Source organism: Streptomyces sp. NPDC006235 (assembly GCF_040613735.1).
In the GTDB taxonomy this organism is placed as follows: Bacteria; Actinomycetota; Actinomycetes; order Streptomycetales; family Streptomycetaceae; genus Streptomyces.
This window is the reverse complement of the sequence record NZ_JBEXSR010000059.1, coordinates 1-15,107: the sequence shown is the minus strand read 5'-3', so window position 1 is coordinate 15,107 and position 15,107 is coordinate 1. Positions and strand designations below refer to the sequence as shown.

The window sequence follows — 15,107 nt, the reverse complement described above, 5'->3', positions numbered from 1 at the left end:
ATGTTCCGAGACGACGATAACTACATTGGCAAGCTGGTCGGCAACACCGGGGAACCCAACAAGCTGACGATCGCGCTGCGTACGAGCTTCTCGGCGCGGCGTGGGGAGTTCGTGCGGGTCGCGCACCAGGAGCGCGAGTCGGAATCGCAGCTCGACGTGCTGGGCCGCATCGTGGGGCTCTCGCGGTCGAACATCCTGTTCAGCCCAGCGCTCGGCGAAGGGATCAGTGAAGTCGAGCTGCTGCCGCAGTCGCGGCTCTCGGGGGAGACGGTGTACGCGACGCTCGAGCTGGTTGGCTACAAGGATCCGTTCACTGGCGAGATCCGGATCCCCCGACGGCCCCTGACGCCGGGGACGAAGGTCTACGGAGTCGACTACGCGTTCCTCACGAGCTTCTACGAGTTTTCCGAGGACACCAGCATCCATCTGGGCAACCTTGTCGGCTACGAGAAGGGCGAGAACATCGTCCCGGTCTTCCTCGACGCGAACACCTTGGTGACCGAGCACCTCGCCGTGCTTGCGATGACAGGCTCGGGGAAGAGCTACACCGTCGGGCGCGTCATCGAGCGGCTGGTCTCACAGCTCAACGCGTCGGTCGTGGTCTTCGACCCGCACGGCGAGTACGGCAAGGCCTTCCGAACCGGCAAGCTCAACTTCAACGACCGGCTCGACAAGGTCGAGGATCCTCGCGACCGGCAAAAGCTCGCGGAGATCCAAGATGCCCTCCAGCAGCTGCAGGACAGCGGGGGCGGCATCAAGGTCTATACGCCGCAGCTGCGGAGCTTCGACGAGAAGTACGCGGGGAAGAACATGCGCCTCGCTCTTCAGCTCGACCACTTCGACGTGGACGAGTTTTCCGGGGTGCTCCCTGGACTGACGGAGCCGCAGCAGCGCGTGCTCGACGTCGCACTCCGCTACTGGAAGGAGAACATCGACGAGCCTCGCGACATCCAGGAGCTCTTCGCGGTCCTCGATGATCTCGACCGCCTGAAGGAGTGGGTGACGGAGTCCGGCAGCCAGGGCGAGGCCAATGCGCTCCGCGGAGGGAGCGCCAACATCGCCGCCATCCGCCTTCGGCGCATGATCAACGAGGCGCAGAGCTTCTATTCGCGCGCGGCCGGTGAGCCGTTCGACGTCTACGAGATGGTCGGCGACGACAATGCCGAGGCCGGACGGCTCTGCATCATCGACCTCCAAGGGCTCTCGAACACGGCGCGGCAGGTCATCGTCGCGCTCATCTCGAGTGAGCTGATGAAGGCGGCGGCCGACAAGCAGCGCCCGACCCGACCGGTGTTCATTGTCTACGAGGAGGGGCATAACTTCGCGCCCGCCGGCGAGGCTGCGATCTCGAAGAACATCATCAAGCGCATCGCGGCCGAGGGCCGGAAGTTCGGCGTGGGCTTCGCCATCGTCAGCCAGCGCCCGAGCAAGCTCGACTCCGACGTGACGAGTCAGTGCAACACCATCGTCGCGATGCGCATCAAGAACCCGGACGACCAGCGGTTCATCCAGAAGACCTCCGACTACTTCTCTGCAGCGGACCTGGCGGAGCTCCCGACGCTGTCGACCGGTGAGGCGTTGATCTGCGGACGGGCGATCATCGCGCCGCTCGTCGTGAAGGTCGGCACCAAGGCGCTCGTTCACGGCGGTGAGTCACCGCGCGTGTGCGAGCGCTGGGGGAGGTCGGGAGGATGATGGGTGACCGCTCGACATCACCGGCGGACCTGGTGTTCGACGGGCTCACCAACCGCGAACTGATGGTCGAGCACTTCCCGATGCTGCTGTCGGGGATCCCGGACATCGGGCTCACGGTGCACTCGCACTTCCTCACGGTCCTGGCCACCGCGGGGCAGTCGCAGGGCTACTCCGCCGTGGCGGAGTGCCCGATTTGGTGGGCCCGCGACAACGGCCTCGGAGACGTGCGCGCGGACTCCGTGTGGTTCGAGAAGCACTCGGGCGAAGCCTCGCTTGCGTTCGAATTCGAGAGGTTCGAGCGTGGTGACGAGGGGAAGCTGAGGGGCAAGGTCGAGAACCTCGCGATCGCGTCGACCGCGTCCCCGAGTTTGAAGCTGTGTGTCCTGATCTACTGGGTGCGCAGCGGCTCGGCTCCGCGCAGCATGGACGCCATCATTGCAACTTACCGAGAAGGGTTCAGGCGTCGTGGCAGTGACGTGGAACCGGCACGGACACCGTTGATGATCATCAAGTGCGTGATGCGCCCCGCTCCCGATTCCGAACGTCTCGTGTTCGGCGAGTTCCTGCGCGACGAGCGCAATGAGCGGCTCGCCTTGGGGAGGGCGTAGTCATGGCGCTGATCGTGTTCCGCGGCGAACCCAGCGAGGAGCTGGGCGATCGGTTTCGCTTGCTAGCCGAGCTCGGCAAAGGGAGCTTCGGCGAGGTGTGGCAGGCGCGGAGGCTGAAGGATGGTGCCACGGTCGCGATCAAGATTCCGAAAGACCAGGAGAAGGGCGAGGAGGTGCTTCGCAAGGAGTCAGACATCATCAGGGAAATCCGTCACCCGAACATCGTTCGAGTCCACGGCTTCCACAACATCAGCGAGCTCTTCGTGATCGAGATGGAGTTCGTCGATGGCTACGACCTGGCGAAGGTCCTCGACAGCGTCAGTACGCGGGCGCCGCTCACCTTCGAACAGATGCTGGAGTGGACGATGCAGATCCTCGACGGTCTTGCCGCCGTCCACGCCGCGAACATCTCGCACAACGACCTGAAGCCGCAGAACATCCTCGTCGACAAGGCGTCCGGGGCAGCGAAGATCACCGACTTCGGGTCGAGCCGCCGGCTCGAGGATGTGTGGGTTTGGACCAAGCGCCACGGCACGGAGGCGTACATGGCCCCGGAGGTGGCGCTCGAGGGGAAGCGCGCCCGGGACGTCAGCGACATCTACTCGATCGGCGTTCTCCTCTACGAGATGGCCACGGGACGGTTGCCCTACTCGAGCCCGCATCAGCTGCTGACCAGCGTGCAGATCGCCAAGCCTCGTGAGGTCAACCGCGATGTGCCTGCCGATCTCGAGGACGTAATCCTTCGCGCGATGGCGTGGCGGCCCGAGAACCGTTTTCAGAACTGCGGGTCGATGCGCGCCGCCGTGCAGGCATGCCTTGACCGGTTGCGCGCTGAGGCGGCGACGGCAGCCGTGCCGGCTCGCTCGGAGCCCAGCCAGCTCGGCTTCCAGCCGCCCTCGTCGAGTCCGCTCTACTACCTCGAACTGGCCAAGCAGCGGCTCGCCGAGGGCGACGCTCAAGGTGCCCTGGAGGCGGCGGAGGCCGCTGTCGATCGGAGCGACGGCCATCCTCAGTACCTGCGGATGCTCGGCGGCATCTGTATGCGACTGGGGTACGACCGCAAAGCGGCCGAAGCGTACGAGCAGCTGCTCGTTGCCTTCGATCGTGGCTACCCGGTCGAGGCTCAGCAGCGACGCGACGTGCTCGAGCGACTCGGTCAGCTGTACACCAGCCTCCAGCGGTACGGCGACGCGGTGGCGATCTACGAGCGCCTTGTGGACGCCGTCGACAGGCCGTACTCGCGGTTCCGGCTCGCCGTTGCGGTGGGACTTGATGGCGATTACGGGCACGCGATCCAGTTGCTCGAGACCGTTCGAGCGGAGCGGCCGGATGCCGTCGTCGTCTACTCCAAGCTCGGGTGGGCGCACGCCCTCAACGGGAACGATCGCCTCGCTCTCAGCTTCTACAACCAGGCACTGGCGCTTGACGCCTTCGACCTGTTCAGCCTCTTCGAGCTCGGGAAGTACTACTTCATGGTCGGTGATCGGCGACGCGCCCGGGAGTACTTTGAGCGAGTCATGGACGCGGACAAGCAGGGCTTCTACGGCGACCGCGTCCGCGAGCTCACGAGCCCGACAGCCTGAGCTCCGCCCACAGATCGCGCTGGTTCTTGTGCCTCGCGGTTACTGACCTTGAATGCGTGACGTCGTCATGGTGGTTTGCGTAGTCCGGTGTCGGTGAGGAAGCCATCGAAGACGTCGTGTCGGTACTGGAGTTGGCGAAGGCCGCGCCTGATGGCGGTGATCAGGTCGTCGGGGTCGGCGAAGGCCCGGTTCGCCTGGCTGGTGCGCCGCAGCACGGTGCGTCGTTCGAGGTAGGTGTGAGTGCGGGCGTCCCGGTGTATGCGTGTCACGATGATGCGGTAGAGGGCAGCGTTGGCCTGTCGGTTGCCTCCGCGGTTCAGTCTCCGGCGCTATGTTCTCCGGAAGAATTAGCCTCTTCCAACCTCACGTTAAGGCGTAGTGAAGGACGAGGACGGCGCTCCGGTTGGTGCCGCAGCGGAGATCCCGCAGGAGGCGCCAGCCCTTCAAGACGGCCATAGCCTGCTCGCCGACGCCTCGGATCTTGGCGTCGCTGTTGTTGCGCCGCCGCTTCCAGCGCCTGAGCCGACGGCCCCGGAAGGGGACTCGGATGTGCCGCCCGGCGCCTTGGTACGCCTTGTCCGCCCAGCACTTCAGTCCCGCGGCGGCGAGTGCGTCGACGATCCCGCGCTAGCGGGCAGCGGTCAGGTCTTGGGTGGAGCCTGGCAGGGCCGGGGAAGCCCACAGCAGTCGGCCGAATGTGAGGATCTGAACGTTCATGCCGCGCCGTTTGTGTTTGCTCGAGTAGCACGGTATTTCGACGGTGATCTTGTCGATCGACAGCAGTGTGCCGTCCAGGATGACGCACGCCTTGGCTGTGGCGATCTTCCCCTCGGTCAGAGTCGGGACGCGGGCGGCCAGCACCTCAATGGCCTTACGCCGGGCCGCGCCTGCGACCTGACCGGTCGCTTCGGGATGCCCAACTGCCCAGTGTCGTCAAAGCGGTGGTGCGCCGACAGAAGCAGAATGTAACCTCCTCTCCAATCCAGAGAAGAGGAGTCGCCATGGCGACGCGGGTTGACTTTAATTTCGGTGATGACGGAAGCCAGGAGAGCGTCGTGATCTCCTCCGACCAGCTCGCCCGAGTGGTGCGCGCCGCACTGCAAGACGAGGTGCTGGTGTCGGAGCAGGCCGCGCCTCATGACCTGTGGCGGGACATCGAAGCCGTGACCAGGCTGCTGGAGGGCCTGGAGGATTGGCGGGAGAGGGCCATCGTGGCGGTCGACGAGAGCGGCACCGTGGACCGGAGCGCCCTCGGCATCGCCGCGGGCATGGGCGCGGCGAAGCTGTACGACCTGCTGGAGCGGCACGGCCGGCCACGCACGCAGACACGGCTGACACAGGTGCAGGTGCTGGAGAGCCGGGTGATCGGCGAGGACGGAGAGTGGGACCCGGCTCGCGTCGTCGCCACTATGAGCAGCTACGGCTGGGAGATCGACGACAAGCGGGCCCGCGCACTGCTGCGGGCGCTGACCGAGCAGGAGGTGCTGGAGAAGGTTCCGAACCGAGGCGGACGCGCCGTCTACCAGGTCGTCGGCCCTCGGGACTGGCTGTACTGCCTGGACCCGGAGCGCGACACGATCGAGAACGGCCCCTCCACCCCAGCGCGGGTCGCAAGGCTGGCGCGCGAAGACTCCGGTCCGACCGTGTGGTGGCTCGGGAAGCCGCTGAAGCGGATGAGGGACGGTGACCGGCTGTGGATCTACTTCGGCGGGGTCGAAGGAAAGATCGCGGCGATGGCGCATGTGAAGTCGTCGCCGCGACCGGCGCCGATCGGTTCGCAAAAGCCGTACGAGTTCGACGCCGAACTTGACTTGAAGGCGACCACGGCTCTGTCCAAGTCGCCGGTACGGCTTGAGGAGATGGATCAGAGGCACCCGCAGGCATGCGGGGAGATGCGGGCGGCGGACGTGAAGCTGGCCGAAGCGCGTGCCAACCTCTGACCGCCCTTCCCGCTGGGCGCGCACCGCATCGCCGTGCGTGCTCAGCTCTTGAGGGCTTGCTCGATCCGCTCGAAGTTCTCAGGGCTGAAGTTGCCCCGGCTGATCTGCACGCTCCGGTTTTGTTTCGGCGTACCACATTCGGATACGACGCCAGCTCCGGCACGGCGATCTTCCAGGTGGCCGCGATGCGCCCGAGGACGATCACCGCGTCACGGGAGATGGCGCGGCGCACCAGTAGAAGGCGAAGGACTGGGAGGGCAGTGTGTGCGGGATCGGCCGCCACGATTGCGAATGGTAGCCGTGGAACTGCATGGCAAGGATCTGCCGGGCGAGTTCGTCGTGACTGTGCCCCTGCTTCGTCAGGCCGTTCAGGGTCCGGGACCACCACCGAAGTCCCGGATGGTCCTTGTCGGGGTGCGTCAGGAAGTGGTTGGTGGGCCCGCCGACGTGCGCGATGTGTTGCAGAGGTGCCTCAGTGGCCAAGATCGTGAGACGAACTACTCGTGGCCACTACTGAGACGCGACTGATCAGTGCAGGTAGACGAGGTGCGATTGGTCAGCGGATTCGAGAACCTACACCCGACGCTCTCCCGGGCCGCCGCACCGCCGTCCTCCCTGGCCAGCCGGTGCGGCCACCACACCTTCGGACCGACGTCCAGGAACAGCGACGTCACCAGGACCGAGCGCACGATGAACGTGTCGATGAGGACGCCGAGGGCGACCGCGAAGCCGATCTCGGCGAAGGCGACCATCGGGAGGGTGCCGAGGGCGGCGAAGGTGCCGGCCAGGACCAGTCCGGCGGAGGTGATGACCGCTCCGGTGGTGGCGAGCCCGGTGACCACGCCGGCTCTGGTGCCCTGCCGGCCCGCCTCCTCGCGGATACGCGTGGTGAGGAAGATGTTGTAGTCGATGCCCAGGGCGACCAGGAAGACGAAGACGAACAGCGGGAAGTCCGTCGCTTCCCCCGCGTAGTCGAAGACGTACCGGAACGCGAGTGCGCTGATGCCGAGCGCCGCCGTGAACGACAGGATCACCGTCCCGATCAGCAGCAGCGGGGCGATCAGGGCGCGCAGCAGGACGCACAGGATCAGCAGGACGACCACCAGCACCAGGGGGATGATCAGCACGTTGTCGTGCGTGGTCGCCTCCTCCATGTCGAGCAGGGCCGCCGTACCGCCGCCCACCTGGGCGTCTGCGTCCGGCACCGCGTGCACGGTGTCCCGCACCCGCTCCACCGTCTGCTTGGCGGCCTCGCTGTCCGCCGGGGCGGTCATGGTGGCCTCGAACAGGACCTTGCCCTCGAAGGCCGGTTTCGTGCCGGGCGGCAGCCCGAGGGACTGCGGGACCACGCCCTGCGTCGCCGCCACCGCGCGGCCCACCTGCTCGGCCTGCGCCTGGTTGCTGATGATGACCAGGGGATCGCCGCTGCCCGCCGGGAAGTAGCGCGCCGACACCTCCTGGCCGGTGATCGAGTCCGGTTTCCCGGTGAACGCGTCCGCGTTGCCGATGCCCTCCGCGCGCAGCTGGATCAGGCCCAGCGAACAGACCGCCAGGACCAGTGCCGTGACGGCCCACGTCGTGCGCGGGCGGCGGGCGATACGGCGGCCCATGCGCGCCCAGATGCCGCGCTCCGTCGGGTCGGGTGTGCCGTAGTGCGGGATCACCGGCCAGAAGATCCACCGGCCGAAGATCACCAGCAGCGCGGGGAAGAGGCTCATCATCGCCAGCAGGGCGACCGCGACACCGATCGCGGCCACCGGGCCCAGACCGCTGGTGGAGTTCATCTCGGCGGCCAGCAGCACCAGCATGCTCAGCACGACCGTCGCGCCGGAGGCGAGCACCGCGGGGCCCGCGCGATGCAGTGCCAGGGCCATCGCCTCGTGCCGGTCCTCGTGCCGGCGCAGCTCCTCCCGGTAGCGGGCCACCAGCAACAGGGCGTAGTCCGTCCCCGCGCCGAAGACCAGCACGGTGAGGATGCCGGCGCTCTGACCGTTGACCGTCAGCCCCGCGTGCTCGGCCAGCAGATAGATCAGCGCCTGGGAGGCGAACAGCGCGCAGACCACCGACACCAGGGGCACCAGCAGCAGGGTCAGACTGCGGTAGGTGATGAGCAGCATGACGATGACGACGGTCATCGCCGCGAACAGCAGCGTCGAGTCGATGCCCTCGAAGGCCTCCGCGAAGTCCGCCGACGTACCGCCCGGGCCCGTGATGTGCACGGCCAGCCCGCCGCCGCCCTCGCCGACGTCGTCCCGGATGGAGTCGACGGCGGGCGAGATCCGCTCCCAGCCCTCCTCGTCCATCGTGATCGGCACGAAGACCTGCGCCGCCCGCGGATCATCAGGCCGGTCGAAGACCGGTCCCCGGGTCTCCGCGCCCCGGATGCCGTGGTCGCGCAGCTCCTTGAGCTGCCGCACGTCCTCGGCGATCTCCGCCCGGTCCTGGGCCGTCAGCCCGCCGTCCCGGGCGTAGATCACGATCGCCGGGATCTGCTCGGGCCGGAAGTCCTCGGAGATCTCCAGCACCTGTGTCGACTCCGCGGACCCCGGCAGCCAGGACGATGCGTCGTTGTCCTGCGCGTCGGTGAGCTTCATGGCGAACGGCGCGGCGACGAACAGCACCACGACCCACAGCACCAGCACCAGCCACTTGGCCCGCCGCCCGCAGACGAGGTGTGCGACGCCCTCTTTCATGGCAACCCCCTGTGCGACCCGGGACCGATGCCCACAACCCCCGGAGGGCATGGCAGTCTTAGGTCATGGCCGCGCAGATCAACCCCAGCATCCTGTCCGCCGATTTCGCCCGCCTCGCGGACGAGGCGAAGGCCGTGGAAGGAGCCGACTGGCTCCACGTCGACGTCATGGACAACCATTTCGTCCCGAACCTCACGCTCGGCGTGCCGGTCGTAGAGTCGCTCGCCCGTGCGACGGACACCCCGCTGGACTGCCATCTGATGATCGAGGCCCCCGATCGGTGGGCGCCCCAGTACGTCGAGGCGGGGGCCGGTTCCGTCACCTTCCACGTCGAGGCGGCCGCCGCCCCGGTCCGGCTCGCCCGGGAGATCCGCGCCAAGGGCGCCCGCGCCTCCATGGCGCTGAAGCCCGCGACCCCGATCGAGCCGTACGAGGACCTGCTCCCCGAGCTCGACATGCTGCTGATCATGACGGTCGAACCGGGCTTCGGGGGACAGGCCTTCCTCGACATCATGCTTCCCAAGATTCGCCGCACCCGCGAGTTGATCAGCAAACACGGTCTGGAGCTCTGGCTCCAGGTCGACGGCGGAGTCTCCGCTTCCACGATCGAGCGGTGCGCGGACGCCGGAGCCGACGTCTTCGTGGCCGGATCGGCGGTCTACGGGGCAAACGACCCGGCAGAGGCGGTACGTGCACTACGCACGCAGGCGGAGGCGGCGACCGCCAAGGCCTCCTGGGCCTGCGACCACTGAGCCACAGCAAAGTGAACGGCTCTCATCAGGGCTGATCATCCGCGCCGGATCTGCAAGGATGAACGGCGAATCCAGAGTGTGAACAGCAGTGAGGAGATCGCCGTGTCGGGTATGTCGGCGGGCCGGTCAGCCATGCGGATGGGACCCGCTGAGCTGGTGCAGGCGGCGGCCATGGCCCGCCGCTTCTACCTCGAGGGGAAGTCCAAGATCCAGATCGCGGAGGAGTTCGGCGTCAGCCGCTTCAAGGTGGCCCGGGTCCTGGAGACCGCCCTCGAACGGGATCTCGTACGTATCGAGATCCGTGTGCCTGCGGAGCTGGACGCCGAGCGCTCGGACGCGCTCCGCGCCCGCTACGGCCTCAGGCACGCCGTCGTGGTCGAGTCCCCGGCCGATGCCGAGGAGTCGCCCGACCCCGAGAACCTGGGAGAGGTGGCCGCCGACCTGCTCGGCGAACTGGTCAACGAAGGTGATGTGCTGGGCCTGGCCTGGGGCCGCTCCACCATCCACATGGCGGCGGCGCTCGACCGGCTGCCGCCGTGCACGGTGGTGCAGCTGACGGGCGTGTACGACGCCGGGACCGCCGAGCGCGGCTCGGTGGAGGCGGTACGCCGCGCCGCCCAGGTCTCCGGCGGTGACGCGCACCCCATCTACGCGCCGATGCTCCTGCCCGACGCGGCCACGGCCACGGCGCTGCGCAACCAGACGGGCATCGCCCGGGCCTTCGAGCACTTCGACAAGGTCACCGTCGCCTGCGTCTCCATCGGCTCCTGGGAGCCGGGCATCTCCACGGTGCACGACATGCTCAGCGACGAGGAGCGCGCGCACTACGCCTCCCTCGGTGTCGCCGCCGAGATGTCCGCGCACCTCTTCGACGCCGAGGGCCGCAGGGTCGGTCGCGACTTGGGCGAGCGCTGCATCACGGTCAAGGCCGACCAGCTCCGCCGTATCCCCGAGGTCGTCGCGATCGCCGGCGGGCAGCGCAAGGGACCCGCGATCGACGCGGTGCTGCGGTCCGGGCTCGTCACCAGCCTGGTGACGGACACGTCGGCGGCGGACTACCTGATGACGGCGGGCCCGGCACCGAAGTCCGCGCTCAACAGGACCGACCCGGACGGAGTCTGACGTATGGCCGGCGAGGCGCGTGAGGTACCGGACGATCCGGCCGGCCGGATCGTCCTCGTGCTGGACCTGGAGGGAGTCACGGACAAGGCGGGCCTCATGGACCGCTGCGCCCGTGACCTCTGTCTGCCCGAGTGGTTCGGCCGTAACTGGGACGCCCTCGCCGACTGCCTGGCCGATCCCGGCCTCTGGCCCGAGGGAGCCGTGGAGCAGGGGCTGCTGGTCGTCGTCCGGGGCTGGCGGGAGTACGCCGAGAAGCGGCCCGACGAGTGGCAGGTCGCCGAGGAGATCTTCGCGGAGGCGACGGACCGGGGGCCGGGTCTCTTCGTGACCCTCGGGTCGTGACCCCTCGCGCTTGGAGCATCCTCCGAAGGCGCCCCTGACCAGCCTGGATGATCCGCTGGGGGACGTGCGCACATCCGGCATGGGACAATGAAGTACGTGCTCTTTCCCCCTGGCCGGCCGGTCGGGGGGTCACCTCTGATCGACTGGGATGTGCAGCACGTGCGTTTCCTCAATGACATCCAGCCCGGGTACGACCTGACGTACGACGACGTCTTCATGGTGCCGAGTCGCTCCTCGGTGGGCTCGCGGCAGGCCGTCGACCTCAGCTCCCCGGACGGCACGGGCACCACCATCCCGCTCGTTGTCGCCAACATGACCGCCATCGCCGGGCGCCGCATGGCCGAGACCGTGGCCCGCCGCGGCGGCCTCGTCGTCATACCGCAGGACATTCCGATCGACGTGGTCACCGACGTCGTCTCCTGGGTCAAGAGCCGCCATCTGGTCCTGGACACCCCGATCATGCTGGTGCCCCACCAGACGGTCGCGGACGCGCTGTCCCTGCTGCCCAAGCGCGCGCACAACGCCGGGGTCGTCGTCGACGAGGACCACCGGCCGGTCGGTGTGGTCACCGAATCCGACCTGTCCGGCGTGGACCGCTTCACGCAGCTGGGAGAGGTGATGTCCCGGGACCTGCTGCTCATCGACGCGGACATGGATCCCGGCGAGGCCTTCGACACCCTCGACCACGCCAATCGCCGCTACGCCCCCGCGGTCAACCAGGACGGCACGCTCGCCGGCATCCTCACCCGCAAGGGCGCCCTGCGCGCCACGCTCTACACGCCGGCCACGGACGCGCGGGGGCGGCTGCGGATCGCCGCCGCCGTCGGCATCAACGGCGACGTCGCGGGCAAGGCCAAGCAGCTGCTGGACGCGGGCGTCGACACGCTCGTCATCGACACCGCGCACGGCCACCAGGAGTCGATGATCAGCGCCCTGAAGCTGGTGCGCGACCTCGACCCGCAGGTGCCGATCGTCGCGGGCAACGTGGTGGCCGCCGCGGGCGTGCGCGACCTGATCGAAGCGGGCGCGGACATCGTCAAGGTCGGTGTCGGCCCCGGCGCCATGTGCACCACGCGCATGATGACCGGCGTCGGCCGGCCGCAGTTCTCCGCCGTGCTCGAATGCGCCGCCGAGGCGAAGAAGTACGGCAAGCACGTGTGGGCCGACGGCGGCATCCGCCACCCGCGCGACGTGGCCATGGCGCTCGCCGCCGGCGCGTCCAACGTGATGGTCGGCTCCTGGTTCGCGGGCACCTACGAGTCCCCGGGCGACCTCCAGCACGATGCCCAGGGACGCGCCTACAAGGAGTCCTTCGGCATGGCTTCCGCCCGGGCCGTGCGCAACCGCACCTCGGAGGAGTCGGCGTACGACCGGGCCCGCAAGGCGCTGTTCGAGGAGGGCATCTCCACGTCCCGCATGTTCCTCGACCCGGCCCGCCCCGGCGTCGAGGACCTGATCGACTCGATCATCGCCGGCGTCCGCTCCTCCTGCACGTACGCCGGTGCCGGCTCCCTGGAGGAGTTCGCCGAGAAGGCCATCGTCGGCATCCAGAGCGCCGCCGGCTACGCCGAGGGCAAGCCGCTGCACGCCAGCTGGAACTGACAGCCCTCACGCGTCGTCCCAGGCCCCCGATGAGAAATCGGGGGCCTCGTGCGTGCGGGCGCCCTACCGTCATACGCCATGGAGATCACCGTCTGCCGCGCCGCCGACGTGGCGCTGCTCGACCAGTACCTCGGCTCCCCGGGCGCCACCTCGTTCCACGCGCGCCGCTTCGAGCGCCAGGAGCGGGGCCAGAGCACCTGTCTCGTCGCCTGGCTCGACGGACGGCCCGGCTGCCCGGAGATCAACGCGCTGACCGTGTGGCCCGAGACGCTGCGCTCGCGCGGCATCGGCAGCGCCCTGATCCGGGCCGCCGAGGAACGCGCCCGGGAGCGGGGCCGCACGGCCATCGGCCTCGGCGTCGCCGACGACAACCCGCGGGCAGCGGCCTTCTACGCCCGGCTCGGTTACCGGCCCCTCGCCCCCTACGTCGGCCGCTGGTCCTACGAGGACCACGACGGCGTCACGCACGAGTGTGTCGAGGAGCTCACGTTCCTGGTGAAAGAGCTGGTCCGAGCAAGGCCCGTGCAATGGACGAACGCCGACGTGCAACGAACCTCCGGCCAGTCACGAGGAACGCAATGATCTTGCGGGCACGCGCAAGGTTGCTGCATTACACGGGCAACGTTCCTGCTCGTAGGCTGTCGCCTCGTACGTGGCGTGGCGGGGACCCCGCTCGGTGGGTCCCGGCTGTCGGGCGGGGCGCTGCCGTCCCTGCCACCCGAGACCGGCAGTGACGAAGGAGTCAGCGCGTGCTCGACCAAGGCGCACCCCCGCACAGCAGTAGTCAGACCGCCCCGCCGTCCCCGGGCGTCGGCGCGCGCCTCATGCGTCGCAAGCCGGTGGAGAACCTGGTCGCGGAGGGTGGCCAGGGCGAGGGAGGCTCGCTGCGGCGCTCCCTCGGCCTGTGGCAGCTCACCATGATCAGCATCGGTGCCACCCTCGGCACCGGCATCTTCGTCGTGCTCGGCGAGGCCGTCCCCAAGGCGGGCCCCGCCGTCACGCTCTCCTTCGTCATCGCCGGTCTGACCGCCCTGTTCTCGGCCCTGTCCTACGCCGAGCTGGCGGGCACCATCCCGGTCTCCGGCTCCTCGTACTCGTATGCGTACGCAACGATGGGCGAACTGATCGCCTGGATATGCGGCTGGTGCCTGGTCCTGGAGTACGGCGTGTCCGTCGCCGCCGTCGCCGTCGGCTGGGGGGAGTACCTCAACGAACTGCTCGACGGGACCATCGGCGTCACCCTCCCGGCCGCCCTGTCCGCCCCGCCCGGCGACGGCGGCGTGTTCAACCTGCCCGCGCTGATCGTCGTCCTGCTCGCGATGGCGTTCCTGCTGGGTGGCGCCCGCGAGTCCGCCCGCGCCAACACCGTCATGGTCATCGTGAAGATCGCCGCGCTGGTGATGTTCTGCGCCATCGGCGTCCAGGGCTTCCGCTCCGGCAACTACGAGAACTTCATGCCGCTGGGCATGGCGGGCGTCAGCGCCGCCGGTGCCACGCTGTTCTTCTCCTACATCGGTTTCGACGCCGCCTCCACCGCCGGCGAGGAGGCGAAGAACGCCCAGCGCGACCTGCCGCGCGCGATCATGCTGTCGCTCGTCATCGTCACGGCGCTGTACGTCCTCGTCGCCGCCGTCGCGGTCGGCGCCAAGCCCTGGCAGAACTTCACCGACTCCGAGGCCGCCCTCGCCCAGATCATGCGCGAGGTCACCGGGCAGACCTTCTGGGGCACGCTGCTGGCCTTCTGCGCCGTCATCGCCATCGCGAGCGTGGTGCTGACCGTCCTCTACGGCCAGACCCGCATCCTGTTCGCCATGTCCCGCGACGGCCTGGTGCCGAAGGTGTTCGCCAAGGTCCACCCGAAGACCGGTACGCCCCGCGCCAACACCCTGATCGTCTCCCTGTTCTGCGGTGTCCTGGCCGCCGCGATCCCGCTCGGGCAGCTCGCCGACGCCACCAGCATCGGCACCCTGTTCGCCTTCGCGCTGGTCAACGTGGCCGTCGTGGTGCTGCGCCGGACCCGGCCGGACATGCCCCGCACCTTCCGGGTGCCGCTCTCGCCGGTCCTGCCCGCGCTGGGCTTCGCCTTCTGCCTCTGGATGATGGGCAGCCTGTCTGCGGTGACCTGGGTCGTCTTCGGTGTCTGGATGGCCGCCGGGCTCGTGTTCTACTTCCTGTACGGCTATCGCCGCTCCCGACTCGCACCATCCGAAAAGTGACCGACCCACTGTGCTGAACGATCTCGACGAACGCATCGTGCACGCCCTCGCCGAGGACGCCCGCCGCTCCTACGCCGACATCGGCCAGATCGTCGGCCTGTCCGCGCCCGCCGTGAAACGGCGCGTGGACCGGCTGCGGGCCACCGGAGCCATCACCGGCTTCACCGTACGGGTGGACCCGGGTGCCCTCGGCTGGCAGACCGAGGGGTTCGTCGAGATCTACTGCCGCGGCAACACCTCCCCGGAGACCATCCAGCGGGGCCTGGAGCGCTACCAGGAGGTCGTGGCCGCGTCCACCGTCACCGGGGACGCGGACGCGATCGCCCAGGTCTTCGCCTCCGACATGCGCCACTTCGAACGGGTCCTCGAGCGGATCGCCGGGGAGCCGTTCGTCGAGCGGACCAAGTCCGTGCTCGTGCTGTCGCCGCTGCTGCGGCGCTTCTCGTCGGGGTCGCCGACCTAGGGCCTGTCGTTTGGATCAGGTCGCAGGGAACCGACAGCGCTGATCAGCGCCGGTGAGCGGGGTCTGGTGCGTGCAGCTGCAAGGCGGAGGA

General features: G+C 68.5%; 13 protein-coding genes and 2 pseudogenes. 11 read left to right on the top strand and 4 right to left on the bottom strand.

From position 1 onward, the window contains the following. From ABZ192_RS39540 to ABZ192_RS39530, 3 genes are read left to right on the top strand one after another with little or no spacing between them, the layout of a single operon-like run. Complete coding sequence (locus ABZ192_RS39540; protein WP_356929298.1) at positions 1-1,695, top strand: ATP-binding protein; 1,695 nt, start codon at positions 1-3, stop codon at positions 1,693-1,695. A gap of 32 nt (positions 1,696-1,727) precedes the next feature. Further along, positions 1,728-2,303, top strand: a complete 576-nt coding sequence (locus tag ABZ192_RS39535) for a hypothetical protein (protein WP_356929297.1) — start codon at positions 1,728-1,730, stop codon at positions 2,301-2,303. A gap of 2 nt (positions 2,304-2,305) precedes the next feature. Next, the gene (locus tag ABZ192_RS39530; protein WP_356929296.1) at positions 2,306-3,886 is read left to right on the top strand and encodes a serine/threonine-protein kinase; all 1,581 of its coding nucleotides are present in this window, start codon (positions 2,306-2,308) and stop codon (positions 3,884-3,886) included. Positions 3,887-3,951: 65 nt separating this feature from the next. Here the strand turns inward: ABZ192_RS39530 and ABZ192_RS39525 are convergent. Continuing rightward, positions 3,952-4,104, bottom strand: a pseudogene (locus ABZ192_RS39525) (DDE endonuclease); the annotation flags it as partial. A gap of 145 nt (positions 4,105-4,249) precedes the next feature. Beyond that, positions 4,250-4,759 (bottom strand): annotated as a pseudogene (locus ABZ192_RS39520) (transposase family protein); the annotation flags it as partial. 128 nt (positions 4,760-4,887) lie between these two features. Between ABZ192_RS39520 and ABZ192_RS39515 the strand changes: the two are divergent. Beyond that, positions 4,888-5,826, top strand: coding sequence for a hypothetical protein (locus ABZ192_RS39515; protein ID WP_356929295.1), 939 nt, complete (start codon positions 4,888-4,890; stop codon positions 5,824-5,826). 201 nt (positions 5,827-6,027) lie between these two features. Here the strand turns inward: ABZ192_RS39515 and ABZ192_RS39510 are convergent, their stop codons facing one another. Next, positions 6,028-6,309 (bottom strand): hypothetical protein, encoded by a 282-nt coding sequence (locus tag ABZ192_RS39510; RefSeq protein WP_356929294.1) that lies wholly within the window; start codon positions 6,307-6,309, stop codon positions 6,028-6,030. A gap of 14 nt (positions 6,310-6,323) precedes the next feature. After that, positions 6,324-8,519 (bottom strand): MMPL family transporter, encoded by a 2,196-nt coding sequence (locus tag ABZ192_RS39505; RefSeq protein ID WP_356929293.1) that lies wholly within the window; start codon positions 8,517-8,519, stop codon positions 6,324-6,326. A 65-nt stretch (positions 8,520-8,584) separates the two neighbouring features. Between ABZ192_RS39505 and rpe the strand changes: the two genes are divergently transcribed. From rpe to ABZ192_RS39470, 7 genes are all read left to right on the top strand, one after another. After that, positions 8,585-9,271: a ribulose-phosphate 3-epimerase gene (gene rpe, locus ABZ192_RS39500; protein WP_031138926.1), complete on the top strand. Its 687-nt coding sequence runs from the start codon at positions 8,585-8,587 to the stop codon at positions 9,269-9,271. A 78-nt stretch (positions 9,272-9,349) separates the two neighbouring features. Continuing rightward, positions 9,350-10,393 carry a sugar-binding domain-containing protein gene (locus ABZ192_RS39495; protein WP_356929292.1) on the top strand — a complete coding sequence of 348 codons (1,044 nt, stop codon included), beginning with the start codon at positions 9,350-9,352 and terminating at the stop codon, positions 10,391-10,393. Between the two features lie 3 nt (positions 10,394-10,396). Beyond that, entirely contained in the window at positions 10,397-10,735 is a 339-nt protein-coding gene (locus ABZ192_RS39490) for a barstar family protein (protein WP_356929291.1), read from the top strand. Positions 10,736-10,894: 159 nt separating this feature from the next. Further along, positions 10,895-12,337, top strand: coding sequence for a GuaB1 family IMP dehydrogenase-related protein (locus ABZ192_RS39485; RefSeq protein ID WP_356929290.1), 1,443 nt, complete (start codon positions 10,895-10,897; stop codon positions 12,335-12,337). 78 nt (positions 12,338-12,415) lie between these two features. Beyond that, complete coding sequence (locus tag ABZ192_RS39480) at positions 12,416-12,919, top strand: GNAT family N-acetyltransferase (protein ID WP_356929289.1); 504 nt, start codon at positions 12,416-12,418, stop codon at positions 12,917-12,919. A gap of 167 nt (positions 12,920-13,086) precedes the next feature. Then, positions 13,087-14,553, top strand: a complete 1,467-nt coding sequence (locus tag ABZ192_RS39475; protein ID WP_356929288.1) for an amino acid permease — start codon at positions 13,087-13,089, stop codon at positions 14,551-14,553. Positions 14,554-14,563: 10 nt separating this feature from the next. Continuing rightward, entirely contained in the window at positions 14,564-15,016 is a 453-nt protein-coding gene (locus ABZ192_RS39470; protein ID WP_184981650.1) for an Lrp/AsnC family transcriptional regulator, read from the top strand. The last annotated feature ends 91 nt before the right edge of the window (positions 15,017-15,107 follow it).